General features: G+C 65.1%; 25 protein-coding genes. 15 read left to right on the top strand and 10 right to left on the bottom strand.

Annotated elements, in window-relative coordinates:
* Positions 1–23: 23 nt before the first annotated feature.
* Positions 24–194 carry a hypothetical protein gene (locus AB0366_RS01505; RefSeq protein WP_366242437.1) on the top strand — a complete coding sequence of 57 codons (171 nt, stop codon included), beginning with the start codon at positions 24–26 and terminating at the stop codon, positions 192–194.
* Between the two features lie 75 nt (positions 195–269).
* Positions 270–1172 carry an SDR family oxidoreductase gene (locus tag AB0366_RS01500; RefSeq protein WP_128645212.1) on the top strand — a complete coding sequence of 301 codons (903 nt, stop codon included), beginning with the start codon at positions 270–272 and terminating at the stop codon, positions 1170–1172.
* Here AB0366_RS01500 and soxR read toward each other — a convergent pair.
* Positions 1088–1588: a redox-sensitive transcriptional activator SoxR gene (soxR, locus tag AB0366_RS01495; protein WP_317805110.1), complete on the bottom strand. Its 501-nt coding sequence runs from the start codon at positions 1586–1588 to the stop codon at positions 1088–1090. The two genes, AB0366_RS01500 and soxR, sit on opposite strands and share 85 nt — an antisense overlap.
* Before the next feature lie 64 nt (positions 1589–1652).
* On the opposite strand from soxR, the gene AB0366_RS01490 reads away from it, so the two are divergent.
* A complete protein-coding gene (locus tag AB0366_RS01490) occupies positions 1653–2891 on the top strand; it encodes an arginine deiminase (RefSeq protein ID WP_366242436.1) in 1239 nt (412 codons plus the stop codon).
* Between the two features lie 4 nt (positions 2892–2895).
* On the opposite strand, the gene arsC is transcribed toward AB0366_RS01490, so the two are convergent.
* On the bottom strand, positions 2896–3243 hold the full coding sequence (gene arsC, locus AB0366_RS01485) for an arsenate reductase (glutaredoxin) (protein WP_366242435.1): 348 nt from the start codon (positions 3241–3243) through the stop codon (positions 2896–2898).
* A gap of 62 nt (positions 3244–3305) precedes the next feature.
* Between arsC and AB0366_RS01480 the strand changes: the two genes are divergently transcribed.
* The 3 genes from AB0366_RS01480 to AB0366_RS01470 all read left to right on the top strand — a co-directional run bounded on the left by AB0366_RS01480 (position 3306) and on the right by AB0366_RS01470 (position 4842).
* The gene (locus tag AB0366_RS01480; protein ID WP_366242434.1) at positions 3306–3974 is read left to right on the top strand and encodes an SDR family oxidoreductase; all 669 of its coding nucleotides are present in this window, start codon (positions 3306–3308) and stop codon (positions 3972–3974) included.
* A 10-nt stretch (positions 3975–3984) separates the two neighbouring features.
* Positions 3985–4353: a GntR family transcriptional regulator gene (locus AB0366_RS01475; RefSeq protein ID WP_128645216.1), complete on the top strand. Its 369-nt coding sequence runs from the start codon at positions 3985–3987 to the stop codon at positions 4351–4353.
* A gap of 66 nt (positions 4354–4419) precedes the next feature.
* Complete coding sequence (locus tag AB0366_RS01470) at positions 4420–4842, top strand: DoxX family protein (protein ID WP_366242433.1); 423 nt, start codon at positions 4420–4422, stop codon at positions 4840–4842.
* Position 4843: 1 nt separating this feature from the next.
* Here the strand turns inward: AB0366_RS01470 and AB0366_RS01465 are convergent, their stop codons facing one another.
* The gene (locus tag AB0366_RS01465) at positions 4844–6355 is read right to left on the bottom strand and encodes a phospholipid carrier-dependent glycosyltransferase (RefSeq protein ID WP_366242957.1); all 1512 of its coding nucleotides are present in this window, start codon (positions 6353–6355) and stop codon (positions 4844–4846) included.
* Between the two features lie 107 nt (positions 6356–6462).
* On the opposite strand from AB0366_RS01465, the gene rsmI reads away from it, so the two are divergent.
* The gene (gene rsmI, locus AB0366_RS01460) at positions 6463–7287 is read left to right on the top strand and encodes a 16S rRNA (cytidine(1402)-2'-O)-methyltransferase (RefSeq protein WP_259467995.1); all 825 of its coding nucleotides are present in this window, start codon (positions 6463–6465) and stop codon (positions 7285–7287) included.
* A 4-nt stretch (positions 7288–7291) separates the two neighbouring features.
* Here the strand turns inward: rsmI and AB0366_RS01455 are convergent, their stop codons facing one another.
* Entirely contained in the window at positions 7292–7720 is a 429-nt protein-coding gene (locus AB0366_RS01455; protein WP_121870635.1) for an SRPBCC family protein, read from the bottom strand.
* Positions 7721–7734: 14 nt separating this feature from the next.
* A complete protein-coding gene (locus AB0366_RS01450) occupies positions 7735–8739 on the bottom strand; it encodes an alpha/beta hydrolase (RefSeq protein WP_259467994.1) in 1005 nt (334 codons plus the stop codon).
* Between the two features lie 186 nt (positions 8740–8925).
* Here AB0366_RS01450 and AB0366_RS01445 point away from each other — a divergent pair, with 186 nt between their 5' ends.
* The gene (locus AB0366_RS01445; RefSeq protein WP_366242432.1) at positions 8926–10305 is read left to right on the top strand and encodes a wax ester/triacylglycerol synthase family O-acyltransferase; all 1380 of its coding nucleotides are present in this window, start codon (positions 8926–8928) and stop codon (positions 10303–10305) included.
* Positions 10306–10376: 71 nt separating this feature from the next.
* Here the strand turns inward: AB0366_RS01445 and metG are convergent, their stop codons facing one another.
* The gene (metG, locus tag AB0366_RS01440; RefSeq protein ID WP_366242431.1) at positions 10377–11921 is read right to left on the bottom strand and encodes a methionine--tRNA ligase; all 1545 of its coding nucleotides are present in this window, start codon (positions 11919–11921) and stop codon (positions 10377–10379) included.
* Positions 11922–11942: 21 nt separating this feature from the next.
* Here metG and AB0366_RS01435 point away from each other — a divergent pair, with 21 nt between their 5' ends.
* From AB0366_RS01435 to rsmA, 3 genes are all read left to right on the top strand, one after another.
* The gene (locus AB0366_RS01435; protein ID WP_366242430.1) at positions 11943–12770 is read left to right on the top strand and encodes a TatD family hydrolase; all 828 of its coding nucleotides are present in this window, start codon (positions 11943–11945) and stop codon (positions 12768–12770) included.
* Between the two features lie 102 nt (positions 12771–12872).
* Positions 12873–14000 carry a transglycosylase family protein gene (locus AB0366_RS01430; protein WP_366242429.1) on the top strand — a complete coding sequence of 376 codons (1128 nt, stop codon included), beginning with the start codon at positions 12873–12875 and terminating at the stop codon, positions 13998–14000.
* A gap of 18 nt (positions 14001–14018) precedes the next feature.
* Positions 14019–14894, top strand: a complete 876-nt coding sequence (gene rsmA, locus AB0366_RS01425; protein ID WP_366242428.1) for a 16S rRNA (adenine(1518)-N(6)/adenine(1519)-N(6))-dimethyltransferase RsmA — start codon at positions 14019–14021, stop codon at positions 14892–14894.
* 9 nt (positions 14895–14903) lie between these two features.
* On the opposite strand, the gene AB0366_RS01420 is transcribed toward rsmA, so the two are convergent.
* Positions 14904–15719 carry a DNA/RNA non-specific endonuclease gene (locus AB0366_RS01420; protein WP_366242427.1) on the bottom strand — a complete coding sequence of 272 codons (816 nt, stop codon included), beginning with the start codon at positions 15717–15719 and terminating at the stop codon, positions 14904–14906.
* Positions 15720–15731: 12 nt separating this feature from the next.
* Complete coding sequence (locus AB0366_RS01415) at positions 15732–16721, bottom strand: YafY family protein (protein ID WP_366242426.1); 990 nt, start codon at positions 16719–16721, stop codon at positions 15732–15734.
* 105 nt (positions 16722–16826) lie between these two features.
* On the opposite strand from AB0366_RS01415, the gene AB0366_RS01410 reads away from it, so the two are divergent.
* The 4 genes from AB0366_RS01410 (at position 16827) to AB0366_RS01395 (ending at position 21362) form a co-directional block, all read left to right on the top strand.
* Positions 16827–17762 (top strand): 4-(cytidine 5'-diphospho)-2-C-methyl-D-erythritol kinase, encoded by a 936-nt coding sequence (locus AB0366_RS01410; RefSeq protein ID WP_366242425.1) that lies wholly within the window; start codon positions 16827–16829, stop codon positions 17760–17762.
* Positions 17762–19558, top strand: a complete 1797-nt coding sequence (locus AB0366_RS01405) for an ABC-F family ATP-binding cassette domain-containing protein (RefSeq protein ID WP_121870628.1) — start codon at positions 17762–17764, stop codon at positions 19556–19558. Before AB0366_RS01410 ends, AB0366_RS01405 begins: the two co-directional genes overlap by 1 nt.
* A gap of 76 nt (positions 19559–19634) precedes the next feature.
* Positions 19635–20318: a DUF4166 domain-containing protein gene (locus tag AB0366_RS01400; protein WP_366242424.1), complete on the top strand. Its 684-nt coding sequence runs from the start codon at positions 19635–19637 to the stop codon at positions 20316–20318.
* 45 nt (positions 20319–20363) lie between these two features.
* Positions 20364–21362 (top strand): enoyl-CoA hydratase/isomerase family protein, encoded by a 999-nt coding sequence (locus AB0366_RS01395; RefSeq protein ID WP_128645906.1) that lies wholly within the window; start codon positions 20364–20366, stop codon positions 21360–21362.
* Between the two features lie 10 nt (positions 21363–21372).
* On the opposite strand, the gene AB0366_RS01390 is transcribed toward AB0366_RS01395, so the two are convergent.
* Both AB0366_RS01390 and pnuC read right to left on the bottom strand, forming a co-directional pair.
* Positions 21373–22032: a hypothetical protein gene (locus AB0366_RS01390; protein WP_366242423.1), complete on the bottom strand. Its 660-nt coding sequence runs from the start codon at positions 22030–22032 to the stop codon at positions 21373–21375.
* Positions 22033–22179: 147 nt separating this feature from the next.
* A complete protein-coding gene (gene pnuC / locus AB0366_RS01385) occupies positions 22180–22833 on the bottom strand; it encodes a nicotinamide riboside transporter PnuC (RefSeq protein WP_128645904.1) in 654 nt (217 codons plus the stop codon).
* Positions 22834–22835 lie beyond the last annotated feature (2 nt).

The following is a 22835-nucleotide window of genomic DNA, read 5'->3' as shown; positions in this document are numbered from 1 at the left end:
GTTTGCCGGGCACACTGTGTGATATGGAACACACAGTGCAGAGACCACGGATGTCGGACAACGAGCTCCGGAAAGCGATCGGCACCCTGCAGCAGCGCGCGGACGACGCACGCAAACATGGTGCCGACGACGATGCTGCTCGCATCGAGCGCACCATCGCCGACTACCGAGACGAGATGTCGCAAAGATTGTGACGACCCTCCCGGTCGTCACCGCGTAGGGTCGAAATCGAACTGACACGTGGCAACCGGTGGGGGATACAAGCTTCGATGGCTACATACGATCTGCGCGGCAAGAAGACGTTGATCACTGGAGCAGGTAGCGGAATCGGCCGGGCAACGGCCATCGCTGCTGCGGGAGTGGGAGCCGAGCTCTTTCTCACCGATATCAACGGCACCGGTTTGGCGGAGACGGTGGACCTGGTCGGTCGCGCGGGCGGTACCGTCAGCCACTCCTTGCCCTTCGATGTGTCCGATTTCGAGGCCGTCACCGCGTTCGCGGACGATATTCACGCCGAGTTCGGCAGCCTGGACGTCGTGATGAACGTTGCCGGCATCTCGGCGTGGGGAACCGTCGAGAATCTCGAGCACCGGCACTGGAAGTCGATGATCGACGTCAACCTGATGGGCCCGATTCACATCATCGAAAAGTTCCTGCCTCCGATGATCGAGGCCGGACGCGGTGGCCATCTGGTCAACGTCTCGTCTGCCGCCGGGTTGATTCCCCTGCCGTGGCACGCTGCCTACAGCGCCAGCAAGTACGGCCTGCGCGGGGTGTCCGAGGTGCTCAAGTACGACCTCAAGCGGCATGGCATCGGCGTCAGCCTGGTGGTGCCCGGCGGGGTCAAGACCGGACTGGTGCAGACGCTTCAGATCGCCGGCATCGATCGTGACGATCCGCGCGTACAGAAGTTGCAACACCGATTCGAGAAGCGTGCCGTGGAACCGTCGGTTGTCGCCGACGCCATTCTCGCCGGAATCGCCAAGCGCAAGTACCTCGTCTACTCCTCGAACGACATCAGGTTCGGGTACTGGGTCGCCCGAAAATTCGCTCCGCCCTACGAGTTCGTACTGCAGAAGGCCAACGATCAATTCTCCAAACTGCTCGAGCCGCGTCGAGTCGAGGGTTCGTCGAAATCGACGTCCAACGTGCGCGCACCCGGCCCCGAATAGGACAGCTCGTCGTGCGGATTGGCCAGTGCGCAGCCGGCCAACGACAGACAACCGCACCCGATGCACCCGGTCAGGTTGTCCCGAAGCCGGATCAATTGCTCTATCCGAGAGTCGAGTTCGCGATGCCATCGCGTCGAGAGCCTGGCCCAGTCCTCGCGCGTGGGCGTCCGCTCGTCCGGTAGCTCGCTCAATGCCTGACGTATGTTCGCCAGCGGGATCCCGACCTTCTGCGAGATCCGGATGAAGGCAACCCGTCGCAGAGTTTCGCGATGGAATCTGCGCTGGTTACCCGAGGTTCGGCGGCTGCTGATCAGCCCTTGTTTCTCGTAGAAGTGCAACGCCGAGACCGCAACTCCGCTGCGCTCGGACAGCTGGCCAGGGGTCAATTCGCGGACGTTCCACTCGGGCATCGGCACGACCTCGACAATACTTCAGGTCTTGATCCCAGCGGCGGCAGACGAATGGGTTTACCGTTCGTTCATGAGTGTCGATGTGGCTGCGGGCCCGTTGGGTGCCAACTCCGAGGTGGGGATGCTGCGCACCGTCATGCTGCACCGGCCGGGAGACGAGCTTCGACGCCTCACCCCGCGAAACAACGACCAGCTGCTGTTCGACGGCCTGCCGTGGGTCGATCGCGCACAGGACGAGCACGACGCGTTCGCCGATCTCCTGCGTGGTCGCGGGGTCACGGTACTGCTTCTCGGCGAGCTTCTCACCGAGGCCATGACGGTCAGCGGCGCAGCGCGAATGCAGGGTATCTCCGCCGCTGTCGATGCCCGACGGCTCGGCCGGTCGCTCGCCGAGGACCTCGCCCAACATCTGCGGGGTGTGCCCGCGGCCGAACTCGCGCAGATCCTGATGGCGGGCATGACATTCGACGAATTGCTCGAGGCGGAGACGGGGGAGCCGCAGCTCAGTGGGGCATCGCTGGTTAGGAGAATGCATCACGGTGGGGACTTCGTCATCGATCCGCTGCCGAACCTGCTCTTCACTCGCGACTCCTCGTTCTGGATAGCCGATCGAGTGGCGATCACCTCGCTGGCTCTGCCCGCCCGAGTGCGGGAGACATCGCTGACCGATCTGATCTACGCCTTCCATCCGATGTTCCGCGGCGTGCGGCGTGCGTACGAGTCGCGGACCGCTCCGGTCGAGGGTGGGGACGTGTTGCTGCTCGCCCCGGGTGTGGTGGCTGTCGGAGTGGGAGAGCGCACCACGCCCGCCGGTGCAGAAGCGTTGGCGCGCAGCCTGTTCGAGGACGGTCTGGCGCACAGCGTGCTGGTGGTGCCGATCGCGCAGGAGCGCGCGTCGATGCATCTGGACACGGTGTGCACCATGGTCGATACCGACGCGGTGGTGATGTACCCGGCCATTGCGGACACGTTGTCCGCGTTCACCATTCACCGCGAGGACGCAGGAGTCAGTATTCGCGGCGCCGACCCGTTTCTCGAGGCGGCCGCCGATGCGATGGGCATCGGCAAGCTGCGATTGATCGATACCGGACTCGACCACGTCACCGCCGAACGCGAACAATGGGACGACGGAAACAACACGCTGGCCATCGCGCCGGGAGTCGTCGTCGCATACGAGCGCAACGTCGAAACGAACGCACGGCTCGAGGCGTCGGGCATCGAGGTGCTGCGGATCTCCGGATCGGAACTGGGCTCGGGGCGAGGCGGTCCCCGATGCATGTCGTGCCCGGTGTCGCGCGAGAGGTTGTAGCGCTCTACAGCACGGAGAGCACCTTGTCGGCGGGGCGGGCGAGCACGGTGCCCTTGTCGGTCACCACGATCGGGCGTTCGATGAGTAACGGGTGCTGGGCCATCGCCGCGATGAGCGTGTCGGCGTCCGCGCCTGCGAGCCCCAGTTCCTTGTAGATGCTCTCGCGTGTGCGAATGGCCTGACGGGCTTCGAGTCCGGCGTCGGCGAGAAGCGTGCGGAGTTCGTCCTCGGTGGGAGGTGTCTCCAGGTACCGAATCACCCTTGGAGTCACACCTGCTTCCTCGATCAGTTTCAGCGCTGTGCGAGAGGTGTTGCACCGCGGATTGTGATAGATCGTCGCGAACGTGCTCATGTTTGCGATCCTGCCACGCGGGTAGCCCCGACGACAGATTCACGCCAGGAACGGGAGTGGTTATGACCGACAAGCGCATTGTCATTGCAGGTGGCCACGGCCAGATCGCACAACACCTGACTCAGGTGCTCACAGCGCACGGAGATCGTGCGGTGTCGCTGATTCGCAACAGCGACCACGTCGATGCCGTCACCGCGCTGGGCGCGCTGCCGCAGGTGATCGACCTCGAATCGGCTTCGGTCGAGGAATTGGCCGCAGTGTTGGCCGGTGCCGACGCGGTGGTGTTCGCGGCAGGCGCAGGCCCGAACAGCGGTCCCGAGCGCAAGGACACGGTCGATCGTGCAGGAGCGGTGCTGCTGGCCGATGCCGCAGAGAAGGCCGGCGTTCGCCGCTATGTCCTGATCAGCTCGTTCGGTGCCGGAGAGCCGGTCGCCGAGGATCTCGACGCCGGCTGGAAGGCGTACATCGAAGCCAAAACTGCTGCAGAAGAAAACGTTTCGGGCCGGAGTGGACTGGACTGGACGATTCTGCGTCCGGGAAAGTTGACCGATGACGACCCCACCGACTCGGTGGCTCTCACCGAGCCGCCGCTGGACCCGGGCGAGGTGACGCGCGCCGATGTGGCCGCGGTGATCGCACAGTTGCTCGACACCGGCTCGGCAGTGCACAAGACGCTCATGTTGACGTCCGGTCCGACCTCGATCGTCGACGCAGTCGACGCGCTCGGATAGGGAATCGACCGTGCGCGTACATATCGATTCGTCGAACACCACACCGGTGTTCGAGCAACTGCGGATGCAGATTCTGGGGCTGGTGCGATCCGGCGATCTCATTGCCGGTACCAAGATTCCGACGGTCAGGGGTCTGGCCGAGGAACTCAAGATCGCACCGAACACGGTGGCGAAGACATATCGCGAGCTCGAGCAGCAGGGGATCATCGAGACGCGGGGCCGATCCGGTTCGTTCGTTGCGTCGGGCGGCGATCCGTCGCGTGACATCGCGGCCCGAGCGGCGACGGAGTTCGTCAGGACGGTCCGGTCCATCGGCCTGGACGACGATCAGGCCCGTTCGTTCCTCGAATCTGCTCTCAAAGGTGCGAGCGGTCGCTAAGTTGACGCTTCAACTTGCTTCTGTCAGGGTAGGGCTGCCCGTATAGCCCTGTCAGAAGGATGTGTCATGAACTCCACCGTCGTCCGCGACGCCGTTGCCCTCGTAGCTCGAATCGGCCTGGGTATCGTTTTCATCGCCCACGGCTGGCAGAAGCTCAACACCTACGGACTCGACGGCACCGCCGCGAGCTTCGAGATGATGAACGTCCCGCTGCCCACGGCGTCCGCCTACTTCGCCACGTTCGTCGAACTCGTCGGCGGCGGTGCGCTCGTGCTGGGAATCTTCACTCCCATCGCCGGCCTGCTGCTGTTCCTGAACATGCTCGGTGCGGCCGTCTTCGTGCACTTCGAGAACGGTGTGTTCGCAACGGAGAACGGCTACGAACTGGTCGTCGCCCTCGGCGTCGGCGCGCTGCTGCTCGCCGCATTCGGTGCCGGACGCGTCAGCATCGACGGACTCACCAAGGGCAAGACAGCCATCCTGGCCTGAGTCAGCGCCAACTCGGCAGCCACAACTGTTCCTGCCACATCTGCGGCGTGATCGGCATAGCGGTCAGAATCGGCCACAGCCAAACGAAGTTGGCTATCACCACGGCGAGGTACAAGGACACCAGTAGTAGTCCGGTACCTCGCCGTTCTGCCGACGCGGTGGCTTTGCCGATGATGTCGCCGAGCACCAATGCGAAGCCCATCACCATGAACGGTGCCAGCGCCACTGCGTAGAAGTAGTACATCTGTCGGTCGAGAGTGGTGAACCACGGCAACAGTGCTGCGGAATACGCGACGAGCACTGTGGCGTAACGCCAGTCCCGTCGGACGAACACCGACCAGATCACCCAGGCCAGCATCGGCAGTGCCAGCCACCACATCGCAGGCGTGCCGATCAGCATGATCGCCTTCACGCACGAGGACGCCGAGCAACCGGACACGCTCTCGCCGTCGGCGAAGTAGTACAGCATCGGTCGCAGGCCCATCGGCCACGTCCACGGCTTCGATTCCCACGGGTGCCGGTTGCCGGCCGAATTGGTCAGTCCCTCATGGAATTGCAGCACACTGCCGCTGTAGAACCACAGGGAACGCAACGCGTCGGGAACGAACGAGAACGGCCCGCCGACGCCGATCCCGTCGCCGACCTCGTGCCGGTAGACGCCGGTCTCGGAGGTGAACCATGCCCACCACGTCATCAGATACACCGCGATCGGAACGACCACCAGGGCGTACAGCGCAGGCCCGATGTCGCGCAACGCTGTTCCCCGCCACGGGCGTTCGACGCCGTACGAGCGCCGCGCCGCCACATCGAATGCCACACTCAGTAAACCGAAGAACGCGATGAAATACAGCCCCGACCACTTGGTGCCGCAGGCGAGACCCAGCATCACGCCGGCCCCGAATCTCCACCACCGCACACCCATTCGCGGACCCAGCGCACTGGCATCCATTCGACCCTCGGCGCGCACTCTTGACAGTCGCTGCCGCATGTCGTCGCGGTCGACGATCAAGCAACCCAATGCAGCGGTGACGAAGAAGGCGAGGAAGATGTCCAGCATGCCTATTCGGCTGCTGACGAACGTCACGCCGTCGACGGTCAGCAGAATCCCCGCGATCGCACCGACGAGTGTCGATCGGGCGAGCCGTCGCACGATCCGAATGACCAGCAGTACCAACAGGGTTCCGGCGACCGCCGACGAGAAACGCCAACCCCACCCGTTGTAGCCGAACAACGCTTCCCCGACGGCGATCAGCTGCTTGCCGACCGGTGGATGCACCACCAGCCCGTATGCCGGATTGTCTTCGAGCCCACCTCCGGTGAGTACCTGATAGCCCTGCGGGGCGTAGTGCTTCTCGTCGAAGACAGGAGTTCCTGCGTCGGTGGGGTACCGCAACATCGTGAAGCGGGTGATCGCGCAGATGACGGTGATGACGACGGTGACGATCCAACCGCGGCGGGCATCGGTGTCGTGGAACCAGTCGCGCGCGGCAACGGTGGGCCCGGGACTGACCATCGACCGGTCGCCGGAGCGCTCAGAGGTCAGCAAGGTCACGTACCGATCGTAGGCGTTGATCGGCAGGGCCCGACAAACCGCGCCGCCGCATGCGGGACACTGGAGCCATGCTCATCCTTGCCGCCACCCCGATGGGCGACGTCGGTGATGCCTCGCAGCGCCTGCGTGATGCCCTCGGCAGTGCCGATGTCGTCGCCGCCGAGGACACCCGGCGCACCAAACAACTCGCCTCGTCTCTCGGCGTGGCGATCACGGGCAGGGTCGTCAGTTTCTACGATCAGGTCGAAACGGCCCGCCTTCCGGCTCTCGTCGAGGCCGTGGCCGAGGGCAAGACGGTCTTGCTGGTGACCGATGCTGGGATGCCGTCGGTGAGCGACCCGGGCTATCGCCTCGTGGCAGCCTGCGTCGAGGCCGATCTGCCGGTGACCTGTCTGCCCGGTCCTTCGGCAGTGACGACGGCGCTCGCGCTGTCGGGTCTGCCCGTCGAACGCTTCTGCTTCGACGGCTTCGCCCCGCGCAAGCAGGGACAGCGCCGCACCTACTTTCGGTCGGTGCTCGCCGAGCCGCGCGCCATCGTGTTCTTCGAGGCGCCGCATCGCCTCGTCGCGTGCCTGGAAGACGCCGTCCACGTCCTCGGCCCCGACCGCCGCGCCGCGGTGTGCCGTGAGCTCACCAAGACCTACGAGGAGGTCCGACGCGGCGGCCTCGGCGAGCTGCTCGAATGGTCGAGAGACGGAGTGCGCGGCGAGATCACCGTCGTACTCGAAGGAGCCGTCGCCGTCGCCGAGGAGCCGGAGGACCTCGTTGCCGACGTCGAGACGCTGGTGGCGTCGGGCATGCGGTTGAAGGACGCCTGCGCCCAGGTTGCGGTCGACGGCGTCTCCAAGCGCGAGGTCTACGAGGCCGTTCTCGCCGCGCGGAAAGAGCAGTAGCGGGTCAGCCCACCACTTGCTGACGCAGGCCCTCGGTGGCCGCTTCGAGGATCGTCTTGGTTCCCTTCTTCACCAGGAAGCCGGGTAGCGGGATCTTCGGGTCGACCGTCAGCTCGAACTCGACGTGAGTGCCGTTGCCCTTGGGCGTCAATGTGTATCGGCCGTCCTGGGCCTTCTGCTGAGTGCTCTCCACCAGCGTCCACGACACCTCGCTGTCGGTCCACGTGTACTCGACGAGCTGCTCGTCGTTGACGCCGATGATCGAGACGTGCATCTTGACGTGGTGTGGCTTGCCGTCGTCGAACCGATCGACGACCTCACACTTCTTGTGGACCGGGGACCACGAGGGAAGGCCCTCGACGTCGGCGAGAACTTCGAGGATTGCCGATGCATCTGCGTCGATGTCGACTGACTTGTTCGCTGTGACTGCCATGGGGAGAAGGTATCTCAGCTTTCTCTGCGAGGACTGACGTTCCGCGCGAACTCGCCGATGGCTCTCAGCGCGCGGCGGGCTTCGGGGATGAAGTCGGCTGCCTGGAACACGTGTACCTGATCCTCGTACACCTGTAGTTCGCACTCGACTCCGGCGACAGCGAGGCGCTGAGCCATGAGTTCTGCGTCGGGATAGACCATTTCGGTGGAACCGACCTGAATCAGGACCGGAGGCAGGTCTGTCAGATCGCCGTCGACGGGTGAGACCCGCGGGCCCCGTTCGCCGTCGACGACGATGCGCGAGTCGACGCGATCGGCCAGCGCCGTCAGTGCGGGAACTGCGGTGGACGGAAAGACCGAACACTTCGACGCGTTCTCGTGATCGAGCTTGCGGGTGGGGTCCATGTCGGTCAACGGCGACATGGTGAATATTCCTGCGGGCGCGGGCAGGCCGACGGTGCGCAGCGCCAGGGTGACCATGAACGCGAGGTATCCGCCCGCCGAGTCGCCGCCCAGGACGATCTGCTCCGGTCGGTATCCGGAATCGAGCAGGAAGCGGTACGCGTCGACGCCGTCCTCGACGGCATGGCTGATCGGATTGCGCGGCATCATGCGGTAGTTCACCGACAGCACCGAGCCGTCGACGTGTTTCGAAACCCGTGAGGTCATCCGACGATGGGTCCGCAGACCGCAGCAGACGAAGGCACCGCCGTGCAGGTAGAGCACCACGCGATCGGACCCGGTTCCCTCGGCGCGGATCCATTCGGCCTCGCACTCGGCCAGCATGACGCGACTGCGGGTGGTGCCGCTGATCTGTGGGACCAGCATCCCGGCGTAGTCGACCAAACCCATCGGCCACGGTAGCGACGGTGCCTGCGCCCAGACGGTCAGGAACGGTCGAACCGTGAACTGCAGGTATTTGGACAGAATCTGTGACTGCACGCTCGCGCCGCGGATATCGCGCCTGCGTGCGGTGGCTGTCGGGTCGGTCGATTTCACTACGGTGAGCGCCGGATTCATAGCCGTCGCCTCCATCCCCGTTGTCGTTGCGCGGCGCGTGTGCGCCGTGCGTCGGAACCCCGCTCTATTTGGAACCCCTGGTAACGGACAATAGCGGGTAGCTTTTCGTGACCCGACGTAAGGTCGTGTTCTGAGTCACATTCGGTGCCGTACCGTGACCGAAAACAAATGGAAAAGGGACAGCTCATGGCACTCATGCCCATCACCGAATCGATGTTTCTGATCGCCGAGTCACGGGAGCACCCGATGCACGTGGGCGGTCTGGAGTTGTTCGTACCGCCCGGCGATCCGCACGACTTCGCCGAGGAAGTGCACCGCAAGTTCACCACCGGGGAGGTACACGAGCTCTTCCGCCAGCGGCCTTCGCGTCCGGTGCAGATCATGGGCAATCTGGCCTGGGCCTTCGACTCGGACGTCGACTTCGAGTACCACGTTCGGCGCACCGTACTGCCTCAGCCGGGGCGGATTCGAGAGCTGTTCCAGTTCTTTTCGCTCAACCACAGCGCGCCGCTGGACCGCTACCGACCGATGTGGGAGCTGCACATCATCGAGGGTCTGGCGGACGGCCGAATCGCGTTGTACACCAAGGTGCATCACTCGTTGGTGGACGGTGTCAGCGCACTGAAGCTGATGCAGCGAACGCTCACCACCGATCCTGACGATCGAAACGGCGTCGCAACGTGGGATCCGTCGCTGTTCGGTCGGCGCAAGAAGCAGGTCGCCGTCGAGCAGCCGGGACGGCTTGCCCAGCTGGGCAGTGGGCTCTCGATGGGACGCAAGATCGTCGGAGACCTGGTCGACTTCGCGCCTGCGTCGGCGCGAATCGGGTTGCGCGCGTTGAAGAAAGAAGGGGCGCAGCTGCCGTTGCAGGCACCGCGCACCATGTTCAACGTGCCCATCGGCGGCGCGCGCCGCTTCGCTGCCGAGAGCTGGTCGATCGAGCGCATCCGTACCGTCGGTACGGCGCTGGATGCGACGCTCAACGACATGGTGCTCGCGATGTGCGCCGGGGCCTTGCGTGCGTACCTCATCGATCAGAACGCACTCCCGGAGGAGCCGCTGATCGCGATGGTGCCGGTCTCGCTGCGCAAGGAAGAAGACGACAGGGACGCTGGTAATTCGGTGACGACCATCCTCTGCAACCTGGCCACGGACGAATCCGATCCCGTTGTGCGGCTGGAGCGAATCAAGGATTCGACCGTCAAGGGCAAGCAGATGATGAGCGAACTCAATACCCTCGAAGCGCTCGCCGTCGGCGCAGTCACCATGGCCCCGTTGCTGTTCGGCCCGGTGCCGGGATTCGTCGACTACACCCCGCCGCCGTTCAACGTCATCATCTCCAACGTGCCCGGATCCAAGGAGGATCTGTACTGGAACGGTGCGAAACTCGACGGCATCTATCCGGCGTCGATCGTGGCCGACGGGCAGGCGCTCAACATCACCGTCGCCAGCAACGGTGACTCGTTGAACTTCGGTCTCATCGGATGCCGGCGCAGTGTGCCGCATCTGCAGCGCATGCTGACGCATCTGGAGAACACGTTGGAGGAGCTCGAGAAGACCTTGTGAGAGCGGCTTCGCCGCACGTGAGCGAAACCTCGTAGTGGGCTACGAAGTTTCGCTCACATGCGCGGAGCGCTCTACTCGTACTTGGGGAACACCGGCGTCGGAGTCGGCAGGGCTGTACCGGGCACCGAACGTGTTGCGATGTCGGTGAATTCGCGATTCGAGGCGCCGAGCAGGTCCAGGATGCGTGACGCGGAATCGGGCATGACGGGCTGCGTCAGGATGCCCACGATGCGTAGCACCTCGAGCGTCACGTACAGCACGGTGGCCATGCGATCGGGGTCGGTCTTGCGCAGTACCCACGGCTGCTGCAGCGAGAAGTAGCGGTTGGTCTCACCGAGCACCGACCAGATCGCTTCGAGCGCGGAATGCAGTGCCTGAACCTCGAATTCGCGTCGGCAGATCTCGAGCAGTGCATCCGCGCGAGCCAGCATCGCGTCGTCCTCGGCAGTGAATTCTCCCGGTGTCGGGAGTGCTCCGTCGAGGTTCTTGGCGACCATGGTCAGCGAACGCTGCGCGAGGTTGCCGAGTTCGTTGGACAGGTCGGCGTTGACGCGGGCGACTATGGCCTCGTGGCTGTAGCTGCCGTCCTGACCGAACGAGACCTCGCGGAGGAAGAAGAAGCGCACCGGATCGAGTCCGTAGTTCTCCACCAACGACTGCGGGTCCAGAACGTTGCCGAGAGACTTGGACATCTTCTCGCCCTTGACGTTCAGAAACCCGTGAACGAACACTCGCTTGGGCAGTTCGATGCCCGCGGACATCAGGAACGCCGGCCAGTAGACGGTGTGGAAGCGGGTGATGTCCTTGCCGATGATGTGCAGATCGGCCGGCCAGAATTTGCGGTACGACTCCGACTCGAGGTCGGGATAGCCGGCGCCGGTGAGGTAGTTGGTCAGCGCGTCGACCCACACGTACATCACGTGCGCAGGATCGCCGGGCACCGGCACGCCCCAGTCGAACGTGGTTCGGGAGATCGACAGGTCCCGCAGACCACCCTTGACGAAGTTCACGATCTCGTTGCGACGGGTGTTCGGCGCAATGAAGTCCGGCGACGCGTCGTACAGCTCGAGCAGTTTGTCCTGGTACTGCGACAGTTTGAAGAAGTACGACGGTTCCTCGGTCCACTCGACCGGAGTGTTGGTCTCCGTCGCGACGCGCGAGCCGTCCTGGGCGAGGGTGGTCTCGGCCTCGGTGTAGAACGCCTCGTCTCGCACGGAGTACCAGCCGGAGAATGCGTCGAGATAGATGTCGCCGTTCGCCTCCATCCGCTTCCACAGTTCCTGGCTGGCGGCGTGGTGATCGGCGTCGGTGGTGCGGATGAAGCGTCCGTACGAGATCTTCAGCAGGTCCTGCGCGGTCTGGAATGCATCGGAGTTGCGCGCGGCGAGCTCGCGCACGTCCACGCCCTCGGTCTGCGCGGTCTGCTGCATCTTCAGGCCGTGCTCGTCGGTGCCCGTCAGGAATCGCACGTCGTAGCCGTCGAGGCGTTTGAAGCGCGCGATGGTGTCGGTGGCGATGTACTCGTAGGCGTGTCCGATGTGCGGAGCGCCGTTGGGGTACGCGATCGCCGTGGTGACGTAGAACGGTGGCCGTGGGGCATCAGCTGGCGCAGTCATGGTGCGCCTACTCTAACCAGCGTGAGCAGAGACCGTCCCGCACCACCGTTGCCCGAGCCCGTCGGCACTCTCGTCGATGCGCACACCCACCTCGACGCGTGTGGGGCGACCGACGCGACGAGTGTGGCCGCGATCGTGGACAAGGCCGAGTCCGTCGGTGTCACGCGTGTGGTCACGATCGCCGACGATCTCGAGGCCGCGCGCTTCGCGGTCGACGCGGCGTCCTGGGATCCGCGGGTGTGGGCCGCGGTGGCCATTCATCCCACCCGCGCGAACGTGCTCGACGACGCAGCGAAGGCCGAGATCGAGCGGTTGGCGTCCGACCCGCGGGTGGTTGCCGTGGGGGAGACCGGGCTGGACTACTACTGGCCCGGCAAGCTCGACGGTTGCGCCACGGTGGCCGAGCAACACGACGGATTTCGGTGGCACATCGATCTGGCGAAGCGTCTGGGCAAGCCGTTGATGATTCACAATCGTGAGGCCGACGAGGACCTGCTGGCCGTTCTGACGGCGGAAGGTGCTCCCGAGACGGTGATCTTCCACTGCTTCTCCGGTGGTCCCGAGACCGCGAAGGCCTGCGTCGACGCCGGCTACGTTCTCAGCTTTTCCGGGACCGTCAGTTTCAAGAATGCGCACGCGTTGCGGGAGGCCGCGGTACTGGTGCCCGACGAATCGGTGCTGGTGGAGACCGACGCACCGTTCCTGACGCCGCATCCGTATCGAGGGGCACCGAACGAGCCGTACTGCCTGCCGTACACCGCGCGGGCGTTGGCCGAGGTTCGCGGGCAGGATCCGGCGGAGCTCGCTGCTCACGCCACCGCCAATGCGGAGAGGGTGTACGGCCTCTAACTGCTGAAGTTGCGGCGTGGGTACTAATTCGTTACCGTACCGTGACCGAACTCGGGCGTTTCGACGCCGAAGTCACGCTCGCAACCGCCAGGAATACGAAACTTGTCGACTATCAGACGCCTCAACTCCGCCCGCTCGACCACTCTCTACCTGGTCATCGCGGCCCTGTTGATGACGCTCGTCGCCGGCGGTGTGATGGCCGTGAGCCGTCACAAGACCGTGACCATCGACGTCGACGGCGACATGATCTCGCTGAGCACGATGAAAACCGACGTGAGCAGTGCGTTGGCCGACGCCGGCTATGCCCCGTCGGACAAGGATCTGGTGGTTCCCGCTGCCGATTCCGGCCTGAGCGACGGCGACACCGTGGTCCTGCGCCGCGCCCGCGAGATCACGCTCAACGTCGACGGCAAGCCCGAGAACATCTGGACCACCGCACTGACCGTCGACGAAGCACTGCAGCAGACCGGCCTTGCCGAGGACGTGCACGTGTCCGCCTCGCGCTCGGAGCGACTGCCGCTCGACGGCACCGAGTTGGACGTGGCGCTGCCCAAGCAGGTCTCCCTCGTCGACGGCGGAGCCCCCGCCGCGCCGGTCACCCTGGCCGCACCGACCGTGCGTGAATTTCTCGAAGCAGCAGGCGCGCCGCTCGAAGAAGCCGACACCGTCAGCCCCGATCCCGACGCCACCGTGACCGACGGCTCCGAGATCGTCGTCACGCGCGACCGCACGGTCACCAAGACCGAAACCACCGATACCGATGCCCCCGAGCAGCGCATCGAAGATCCGACGATGAACATGAGCCGTACCGTCGTCGAGAACCCGGGTGCTCCGGGCGTCTCCGACATCACCTGGAAGATCAACATGGTGAACGGCATCGAGGTCGGCCGCGAAAAGATCGACGAGACGGTTCAGGTACCCGCACAGCCGAAGACCGTTCGCGTCGGAGCCAAGCCCGGCACCGAGGTACCGCCGGTGGAGAACGGTGCGATCTGGGACGCCCTCGCGCAGTGCGAGGCGACGGGCAACTGGGCCATCAACACCGGCAACGGTTACTACGGTGGCGTGCAGTTCGACCAGAACACCTGGGAACGTCAGGGCGGCCTCAAATACGCACCGCGTGCCGACCTCGCCACCCGCGAGGAACAGATCGCGATCGCGTCGGTGACGCAGAAGTCGCAGGGCTGGGGCGCATGGCCTTCCTGCACCTCGCGCTTGGGTTACCGCTAGTCCCGTAGAGTTTCCGCCGTGTCCGAACATGTGAGGGGATCCGCGGCCCTGCTCGGTCCCGTCGAGGTCCGCTCCCTCGCCGCCGAGCTCGATGTGCGCCCCACCAAGCAGCTCGGGCAGAACTTCGTGCACGACGCCAATACTGTTCGACGCATCGTCGCCTCCGCGGGAGTTGGCCCACAGGACACGGTTCTCGAGGTCGGCCCCGGCCTCGGTTCGTTGACTCTGGCGTTGCTCGATGTGGCCGAGTCCGTCATCGCCGTCGAGATCGACCCCAAGCTCGCGAACCGCTTGCCCACGACGGTGGCAGACCGGGCCCCGACTCTGGCCGATCGGCTGACGGTGATCGAGGCCGACGCGCTTCGCGTACGAGCGGCAGACATTGCGGCGGAGCCGACTGCTCTGGTGGCCAACCTGCCCTACAACGTCGCGGTTCCCGTGCTGATTCATCTGTTCTCGGAATTGCCGAGTCTTCGCGTCGCCGTGGTGATGGTCCAGGCCGAGGTGGCCGATCGGCTCGCCGCGGTACCGGGAAGCAAGATCTACGGCATCCCCAGCGTCAAGGCCAGATTCTTCGGTGACGTCAAAAGGGCAGGCGCAGTGGGTCGTTCGGTGTTCTGGCCGGTGCCCAAGGTCGAATCGGGACTGGTGCGCATCGATCGGTACGCCGAGCCGCCGTGGCCGACCGACACCGCGCATCGCAAGGCCGTGTTCGCGGTGATCGACGCAGCATTCGCGCAGCGGCGCAAGACTCTGCGAGCTGCCCTGGCCGGTTGGGCCGGCTCCCCGGTTGCGGCCGAACGCCGATTGCGTGAGGCCGGAATCGACCCGACGGCGCGCGGCGAGACCATCGACGCCGCAGCCTTCGTCCGCTTGGCCGCCACCGAAGCCTGAGGCGCTCCCTTACAGGTGTATGTCCGCCAGGACAGTCAGCTCGGTCCATCTCGACGCGCCCTCGCGGGCCGCGGCCACCGGAGCGTAGCGATCGGCCTCGATCAGCACACCCAGCTCCAAGCCGGTCATCGACGCGATGTCGGCCACCGGAACCTGGTACGTCCGGTACGGGCCGAGGGGCGGGGGATCGGTCTCGAGTCGCAGTGGCTTGTCGAGGATCGGGTCGAGAGACGGCGACTGGTCGAGCACGTATCCGGTGCATGCAGGAGTCGAATCCTGCGACCATGCCGCGATCTTGAAGAATTGCCGCGGAATGGCGACGCCTCGGTAGACCGGATCGTCGTCGGCGAAGATGCAGCCGCTGAAGACCGAGAGCTTTCGGTCGTATTGCTCGGCGTTTCCCAGCACGTAGTCCTCGAGCCCCAACCACAGTGTCTTCGACTGGTTCAGCGTGGCCGTCTGCGGAGCACACACGGTGTAGTGGAACGTGTCCTCGTTGGCGCGCTCGGCCACCGCACGCTCACCCCACACCGGATCTCGCCGGCGAACCAGGTGCCCTCGATCGAGGTCGTTGTTCCTGTACAACTCGTTGCCTGCCTGCTGCGCAGCCGGTAGCCGATCGTCGAGTCGCCAGTTGTCTCCCCGCCCGACATCCTGCAGGCTCGCGCCGTCGATGTTGACGCCGGTGACCGCGGCGAGGCGTCGGGCAGGGTCGATGGACACCGAGAAGTGCGTGTACGGAAGTACCACCACGTCAGCGCGATCGGGGAGCGGAACGTCGATGTCGGCCAGGAACTTCGGGTCGAAACCGAGTGGTGTCGTCATCTGCCCATTGACTCACGTACCGGTTACCGGAGGGTGAACCGCCGCGAGGTATCGCTCGTTCAGCCTCGCGTGCCGCTCGGCCACGATGCGGCATTCCTCGCGCAGTTCCGGTGGATCGAGCACCGTGAAATCGGTGTCGAACGCTGCCAGCCACCGCGCGATCGAGGGCAGTGAATCTCCGGCCAACACCACCGCGCAGCTGCGCTCGTCGATGGATTCGAGTGTGCCCCATTGCTCGTCGATCATCGGGGCGATCGTCTCGATCGGGGCGTGCAACGCGATCCGCGCCTGAACCTGGGCGAACGCACGATCGATTCCCTTCGAGACGAACGCCGCCGCACCGCCCGGCGGCAACTCCCGGGGCGTGAACCGCGGACCCGTCGGAATCTTCGGCGTCAGGCGATCCACTCGAAACGACCGCCAATCCTCCCGCAGCACATCCCACCCCAGCAGATACCAGCGCGCGCCCGCCCGCACCAGGCTGTACGGCTCCACCTCGCGCCTGGACTCGGAACCGTCGTGCTTGCGGTAGTCGAACCGCAACCGCTCGTGTCCGTGACACACCGCCGCCACCGTGGACAGCACCGACGCATCCACCGCCGAACTAGGTGTCCTGTCCACGACGTCGATGCGCAACGCGTCGAGCCGATGCTGGATGCGCGAGGGCATCACCTGCCGCAACTTCGTCAACGCCCGCAACGACGCCTCCCCGATGCCCGCCACCGAGCCCCCGGCGGCGGACTGCAACCCGAACGCCACCGCCAGCGCCTCGTCGTCGTCGAGCAGTAGCGGGGGCATCTCCGCGCCGGGACCGAGCTGATAGCCGCCACCGACACCCGGCGTCGCATTGACCGGGTAACCGATATCTCGCAGCTTGTCCACGTCTCGCCGCAGCGTGCGAGGAGTGACGTCGAGCCGCTCCGCCAGTTCCGCGCCGGCCCAGTCACGACGCGTCTGCAGCAGAGACAACAGCCGCAACAACCGAGCCGATGTTTCCTTCATGACGTCACGATGCCACGCAATGCGGACAATTACAGTCCGCATTGGCCACTGGACCCCGCCCTGGTGGTGAACTCGGCCGCTGTTTCTCCACTACTGTGGTTACTCGTGCTGTCTGTCGTTCCCACACCCGTCGTCGTTCGGGCCCCGTCGAAGGTGAATCTGCATCTGTCGGTCGGTGACCTGCGTCCCGACGGCTTTCACGAGTTGACGACGGTGTTCCAGGCGCTCTCGCTCTCGGACGAACTGTCGGTGATTCCGGCCAAGACACTCTCGGTTCGGGTGCGCGGCGACGACGCGAGGGTGGTTCCCACCGATTCTCGGAATCTGGTGTGGAAGGCCGCCGAGTTGCTGGGGCATCGGGTCGGGCGAGAGCCGTCGGTGGAGATCACCATCGACAAGGGAATTCCGGTGGCCGGTGGGATGGCAGGCGGAAGTGCCGACGCTGCCGCGACCCTGGTGGCACTGAACGCGATGTGGCATCTCGATCTGTCGCGTGACGAGCTCGACGAGGTGGCGGCCCAACTCGGCAGCGACGTCCCGTTCTCGTTGCACGGCGGTACCGCGGTCGGAACCGGTCGCGGGGAGAAGCTGCTTCCGGTGCTCTCGCGCAACAGTTTTCACTGGGTGCTGGCGTTGGCGAAGGGCGGTCTGCAGACGCCTGCCGTCTACAACGAACTCGACGAGCTGCGGGCCAAGGGCGATCCGCCTCGTCTCGGCGGCACCGAGGATCTGATGCATGCGCTGGCATCCGGCGATGCGCGTGCGCTCGCGCCGTTGCTCGGCAACGACCTGCAGGCCGCTGCGGTGTCGCTGATGCCGCAGTTGCGTCGCACGCTGCGTGCGGGAGTCACCGCCGGGGCGTTGGCGGGCATCGTGTCCGGCTCGGGCCCCACCTGCGCGTTCCTGTGCGCCGACGCCGACGCGGCGGTGTCGGTGAGCGCTGAATTGTCCGGTGCCGGTGTGTGCCGCACCGTCCGTGTTGCGAGTGGACCGGTTCCCGGTGCTCGTGTTGTCACTAGCGAATCGATTGGTTTTTCCTGATGGTCAATCTCGTCAATCTCGAAAACGTCAGCAAGTCCTTCGGCGTCAAGCCGCTGCTCGACGGCGTCTCCCTCGGCGTGCAGGAGGGCGAACGCATCGGCATGGTCGGCCTCAACGGCGGCGGTAAGACCACCACCCTCGAGGTGCTCGCCGGCATCGAGCCGCCCGATTCGGGACGCGTCAGCCGGGTCAACGGCCTGCGGATGGCCGTCGTCACGCAGCGCGGCGTCTTGCCTCCCGGCTCGACCGTCGGCCAGGTGGTTCTCGATCCACTCGGAATGGCCGAGCACGAGTGGGCGGGCGACTCCCGGGTGCGAAACATCCTGACCGGCATCGGTATTGCCGACCTCGGGCCCGCAGGCAGTTCGGGACTCGACGCGCCGATCGACAACCTCTCGGGCGGCGAGCGTCGACGAGTTGCGTTGGCAGCGGCCCTGGTTCAGGATCTGGACCTGCTGGTGCTCGACGAGCCGACCAACCACCTCGACGTCGAGGGCGTGCAGTGGTTGGCCGCGCACCTGGTCAGCCGTCGCAGTGCGCTGGTGGTCGTCACCCACGATCGCTGGTTCCTCGACACCGTCGCCAATCGCACGTGGGAAGTGGTCGGCGGCGGCGTCGAGGCCTACGAGGGTGGCTACAACGACTGGGTGTTCGCCCGTGCCGAGCGGTCCCGTCAGGCCGACGCCTCCGAGGAACGTCGACGCAACCTCGCGCGCAAGGAACTGGCGTGGCTGCGCCGCGGTGCCCCGGCCCGCACATCCAAGCCGAAGTACCGCATCGAGGCGGCCGAGGCCCTGATCGCCGACGTTCCCGCCCCGCGTGACTCCGTCGCGTTGTCCTCGTTCGCTCAGCGCCGTCTCGGCAAGGTCGTCATCGAACTCGAGGATGCGCGCCTGGAGACCCCCGACGGCCGCGAGCTGGTGAAGGACTTCACCTGGCGTCTGGCTCCCGGTGAGCGCGTCGGTCTGGTCGGTGTCAACGGCTCGGGTAAGACGACGATGCTCCGGACGCTCGCCGGTGAACTGCAGCCTGCTGCAGGCAAGCGCATCCAGGGCCAGACCGTCAAGATCGGTTGGCTGAAGCAGGAATTGGACGACCTACCCAAGAAGCTGCGTGTGCTCGACGCGGTCAAGGAAGTAGCCGAGCGGATCACCCTGGGCGACCGCGAGATTTCTGCCGGGCAGCTCGCGGAGCGGCTCGGTTTCACCCCGGCGCGTCAGCGCACCCCCGTCGGCGATCTCTCCGGCGGTGAGCGTCGTCGGCTGCAGCTGACGCGCGTGTTGATGGCCGAGCCGAACGTGCTGCTGCTCGACGAGCCCACCAATGATCTGGACATCGACACCCTGCAGCAGCTCGAGGACATCCTCGACGGCTGGGCGGGCACTCTCGTCGTCATCAGTCACGATCGGTACCTGATCGAGCGCATCTGTGATTCCACCTGGGCACTGTTCGGCGATGGCAAGCTCACCAATTTGCCCGGCGGCATCGACGAGTACCTGCGTCGCCGCGCGGTTCTCGCAGCCGAGGCCACACCGGATTCGTTGACCACCGGCACGGTGCCGCGGAAGGCAACCAGGGACGCGGCCTCCGAGCGCGCAGCCCGCAAGGAACTCAGCAAGCTCGAGAAGCTCGTTCTTCGACTCTCCAAGCGTGAGATCGAGCTGCATGCCGAACTGGTCGACGCGTCGACCGAGCAGGGCAAGCTCGTCGCCCTCGACACCGAGCTCAAGCAGGTTCTCGCCGACAAGGACGTCGCCGAGGAACGATGGATGGAACTGGCCGCCGAGCTGGAGTAGAGCCTTCGGCATGTGAGCAGAAATTCGTAGCCCACTACGAAGTTTCGCTCACATGCGCGCAGCGCATACTGGAGTCATGACATCGGTCGTCGCGGAAGTACTCGGTTCGGATTTCGCCCGGCTGCATCCCAAGGTTCAGTGGCGCTTCGGATTGCAGTCCTCGGACAATCTCGCTCAGTTCGGGGTGGGCGTGATGGAGGAGATGACGCATTCTCGGCTCGTGCCGCCGCCGTTGCTGTGGGCCGGACGCAAGCGTGGTCTCTTTCCCGCCGGTGTCGGCAAGGACGTGCCGTTCACCATCGCCAACTACGCCTACGTCGACGAACTGGGCCGCGAGACACTGTCTTTCGTGCGTCGCTTCGCTTTCGCGGGTCGCCCGCAGGGGATGAATTCGGTGATGGTGTCCTCCGCCGAGTCCAACACGTATGCCTTGGACTACCTGGGTTTCTCCTCGGACATGGTGGTGCACACCAGGTGTGAGGTCGATGCCGATGGTGGCCTGGTGCTCGAGAGCGAGGTGCCGCGATTCCTGCTGGGCCCTCTTGCGCCGAAGTTGCCGAAGGTGGCGTCGGCGGTGACGATCGGCCGGGAGTGGTGGGATGCGGCAGAGGAACGGCATCGCATCGAGATCGTGGTGAAGAGCCCGGTGCTCGGACAGCTGTTTCTCTACCGCGGTTGGTTCACTGCGGAAGAGCGGCCCTGTCTCACCGCCGACATTCCCGGTGATGCGCGTCCGCGGTCGGTCGAGTCTCGCGAATAGCGCTACTGTTACGCGTCGAACGATCTGCGTGTGAAGGAGTCAACAGTGGCCGTTGTCGAAGCCGAGATCGTGGGCGGCGTAGGGCATATCGTCCTGAACCGGCCGGAGGCTCTGAACTCGTTGAACGGTGCCATGATCGACGGCATCCGAGCAGCCCTCGATGCGTGGCGAGACGATGACGCGGTCACTTCTGTTCTGGTGACGAGCAGTTCACCTCGTGCGTTCTGCGCGGGCGGCGACATCAAGGCGATTCGGCAGGCCGTCGTCGACGGTGACCACGAGGCCGGCCCGGCGTATTTCGCGGCGGAGTACGACCTCGACGAGTTGATTGCCGGCTACCCCAAGCCGTACATCGCTGTCATCGAAGCAGCGGCTTTCGGCGGTGGCCTGGGTATTTCGATTCACGGCAGCGTCCGCATCGTCACCGAGAACGCCGTGTTGGCCATGCCGGAGACGGCGATCGGTTTTGTGCCGGATGTGGGGTCGAGCTATTTTCTCTCGCGCCTGCCGGGCCATGTCGGACGGTATCTTGCGCTGACGGGAACTCGGATCACCGGATCCGATGCGCTCGCACTGGGATTGGCGACGCATTTCTGCCCGAGCGAGGTCGTGTCCGCTCTGAAGCAGGACATCCTCGCAGGCGTGGATCTGCACGAGGTGTTGGATCGATACACCACTGCGCCGTCGACGACCGAGCTGTCGTTCGACGCGGAGGCGGTGGCAGCGGTGTTCGAGAGGAACTCACTCGTCGACATCATCGATGCTCTGGTATGCGACACACCCTGGTCGCGGACCACGAAGACTCAGTTGGCGACGCTGTCGCCGACGTCCCTGATGGCCACAGACGCGCTGATCACGCGAGGGGCCGACAGCACGTTGCGTGAATGCCTCGATCGGGAGTTGCGGATGGCGACGTGGATCATCACCGAACCGGACTTCGCCGAGGGTGTTCGTGCTGTGTTGGTCGACAAGGACCGAGCGCCGCAATGGAAGCCTCTGGTACTCGAGATGGTGCGACCAGAGGCATTCCAGCAGCTGTTGTGACCGGAACGGGTCAGCGGTAGCCCTTGGCGGGGTTCTGCAGGTCCAGCACGATGGTCTGGCCGTTGGAGCGCACGTGGATCTCGGGGTTCTGCAGGCCACCGGAGACGAGGTATTCGCCGAGGAGCTGGAGCAGCTCGTCGGGGCCGACGGAGGTGTCGGGGGTGCGGATGTCGCCGGTGCGGCTGCCGAGCTCGTTCTGGGTCAAGCGGCCTGCGATGCGTACCGAGGCGACGCCCATGGCGGTGCGACGGTCGGGTCCCTGGCCGCGACCGAGCGACGGCGAGGCGCTGGAGCCGTGAGACGTGGAGCGGCCGTTGGTGGGCAGGCCGTGTTCTGAGATCTGATCGCTTGTAGTCACTTCAACCTCGTTCGATTCCGTGGCGGGCTTCTCTGGACGACGTCGATCCGCGCGGGGGGTCGTTGAATCCGTGGCGGACGACGTTGCTGGTGCAGGCGTTGTTGCGGACGCCTTCTCGGTGGACGTGACCACTGCCTCCGACTTCTCGGTGGTAGGGGCCTCGACCGCCTTCTCGGCGGGCGCAGCCGCCGAAGAATCGGTGCGGCCACCGGCGGGTGAAGCGGAATCGGACTTCGGCGGCGTCGCCAGACGATGCGCGGGAGCGCCACCGACCTTGATCCCGGCCAATGGGTAGTTCGATCCCTTAGTCATGTCGTTTTCCACTTCATCGTGATTCCCAGGTGGTTCCGCGCCGAGATGTCACGATCGGGCATCGATCAGGACGGGCTACTCGGCGTCGAGCACGCAGAAACGTACTCGAAGTTTGTTCGGACACGCTGAGAGTAGCATCACGATTGTTTACGACGCCATTTTTTGACCGAAGTTCTTGTTCTGGACTCTGAACCACACGGCAAATCCCCAGGCCACGAACGCGGCGTACACGAGGTAGAGAACCGCGGACGGATAGAACCCGGCGACGATCAGCAGCGGAACGCCCACGATGTCCACCGCTATCCAGATCAGCCAGAACTCGGTGAGCCCACGCGCCATTCCGAAGGTCGCCAGCATGGATCCGGTGAAGATCCACGCGTCGGCCCACTTGCCGAACGAGCCGAGGTAGCCGAACAGTTGCGCGAACACCACGGTGCCGACAACCGCGACGACGATCATCGCCGTCCGCTCCCGGGCTGTGCCCCACCGCGGTAGAACGGCTGCCCCCGAGCGCTTCGAATCCCGCATCCAGCGGATCAACCCGTAGACGCTCACGGCGATGAACATCAGCTGTCGTCCGGCCTGGCCGTACAGATCGAGCGCTTGCGGAGTGTGGAACACGCCGCCGAGAAAGACGGTGAACAGCAGCGCATTTCCGACGATCCCCACCGGCCACGCCCACACGACGCGTCGCATCCCGCCGATCGCCGAGAGCAGGCCGAAACCGTTGCCGACCACCTCACGCCACAGAATCGGGTGCCCGAGAACGGAGAATTCGGCGTCGAGCAGATCGATCAGCACAC

Source organism: Rhodococcus sp. NPDC076796 (genome assembly GCF_040702765.1).
GTDB lineage: Bacteria > Actinomycetota > Actinomycetes > Mycobacteriales > Mycobacteriaceae > Rhodococcoides.
The sequence above is the reverse complement of the archived record's forward strand: the minus strand, read 5'-3'. Positions and strand labels throughout refer to the sequence as shown.

Excerpts from the sequence above, each read along its gene's own strand:
- AB0366_RS01505 (WP_366242437.1), top strand. The coding sequence starts at position 24 with ATGGAACACACAGTGCAGAGACCACGGATGTCGGACAACGAGCTCCGG.
- AB0366_RS01500 (WP_128645212.1), top strand. The coding sequence starts at position 270 with ATGGCTACATACGATCTGCGCGGCAAGAAGACGTTGATCACTGGAGCA.
- AB0366_RS01490 (WP_366242436.1), top strand. The coding sequence starts at position 1,653 with ATGAGTGTCGATGTGGCTGCGGGCCCGTTGGGTGCCAACTCCGAGGTG.
- arsC (WP_366242435.1), bottom strand. The coding sequence starts at position 3,243 with ATGAGCACGTTCGCGACGATCTATCACAATCCGCGGTGCAACACCTCT.
- AB0366_RS01480 (WP_366242434.1), top strand. The coding sequence starts at position 3,306 with ATGACCGACAAGCGCATTGTCATTGCAGGTGGCCACGGCCAGATCGCA.
- AB0366_RS01470 (WP_366242433.1), top strand. The coding sequence starts at position 4,420 with ATGAACTCCACCGTCGTCCGCGACGCCGTTGCCCTCGTAGCTCGAATC.
- AB0366_RS01465 (WP_366242957.1), bottom strand. The coding sequence starts at position 6,355 with ATGGTCAGTCCCGGGCCCACCGTTGCCGCGCGCGACTGGTTCCACGAC.
- rsmI (WP_259467995.1), top strand. The coding sequence starts at position 6,463 with ATGCTCATCCTTGCCGCCACCCCGATGGGCGACGTCGGTGATGCCTCG.
- AB0366_RS01455 (WP_121870635.1), bottom strand. The coding sequence starts at position 7,720 with ATGGCAGTCACAGCGAACAAGTCAGTCGACATCGACGCAGATGCATCG.
- AB0366_RS01450 (WP_259467994.1), bottom strand. The coding sequence starts at position 8,739 with ATGAATCCGGCGCTCACCGTAGTGAAATCGACCGACCCGACAGCCACC.
- AB0366_RS01445 (WP_366242432.1), top strand. The coding sequence starts at position 8,926 with ATGGCACTCATGCCCATCACCGAATCGATGTTTCTGATCGCCGAGTCA.
- metG (WP_366242431.1), bottom strand. The coding sequence starts at position 11,921 with ATGACTGCGCCAGCTGATGCCCCACGGCCACCGTTCTACGTCACCACG.
- AB0366_RS01420 (WP_366242427.1), bottom strand. The coding sequence starts at position 15,719 with ATGACGACACCACTCGGTTTCGACCCGAAGTTCCTGGCCGACATCGAC.
- AB0366_RS01415 (WP_366242426.1), bottom strand. The coding sequence starts at position 16,721 with ATGAAGGAAACATCGGCTCGGTTGTTGCGGCTGTTGTCTCTGCTGCAG.
- AB0366_RS01405 (WP_121870628.1), top strand. The coding sequence starts at position 17,762 with ATGGTCAATCTCGTCAATCTCGAAAACGTCAGCAAGTCCTTCGGCGTC.
- AB0366_RS01400 (WP_366242424.1), top strand. The coding sequence starts at position 19,635 with ATGACATCGGTCGTCGCGGAAGTACTCGGTTCGGATTTCGCCCGGCTG.
- AB0366_RS01390 (WP_366242423.1), bottom strand. The coding sequence starts at position 22,032 with ATGACTAAGGGATCGAACTACCCATTGGCCGGGATCAAGGTCGGTGGC.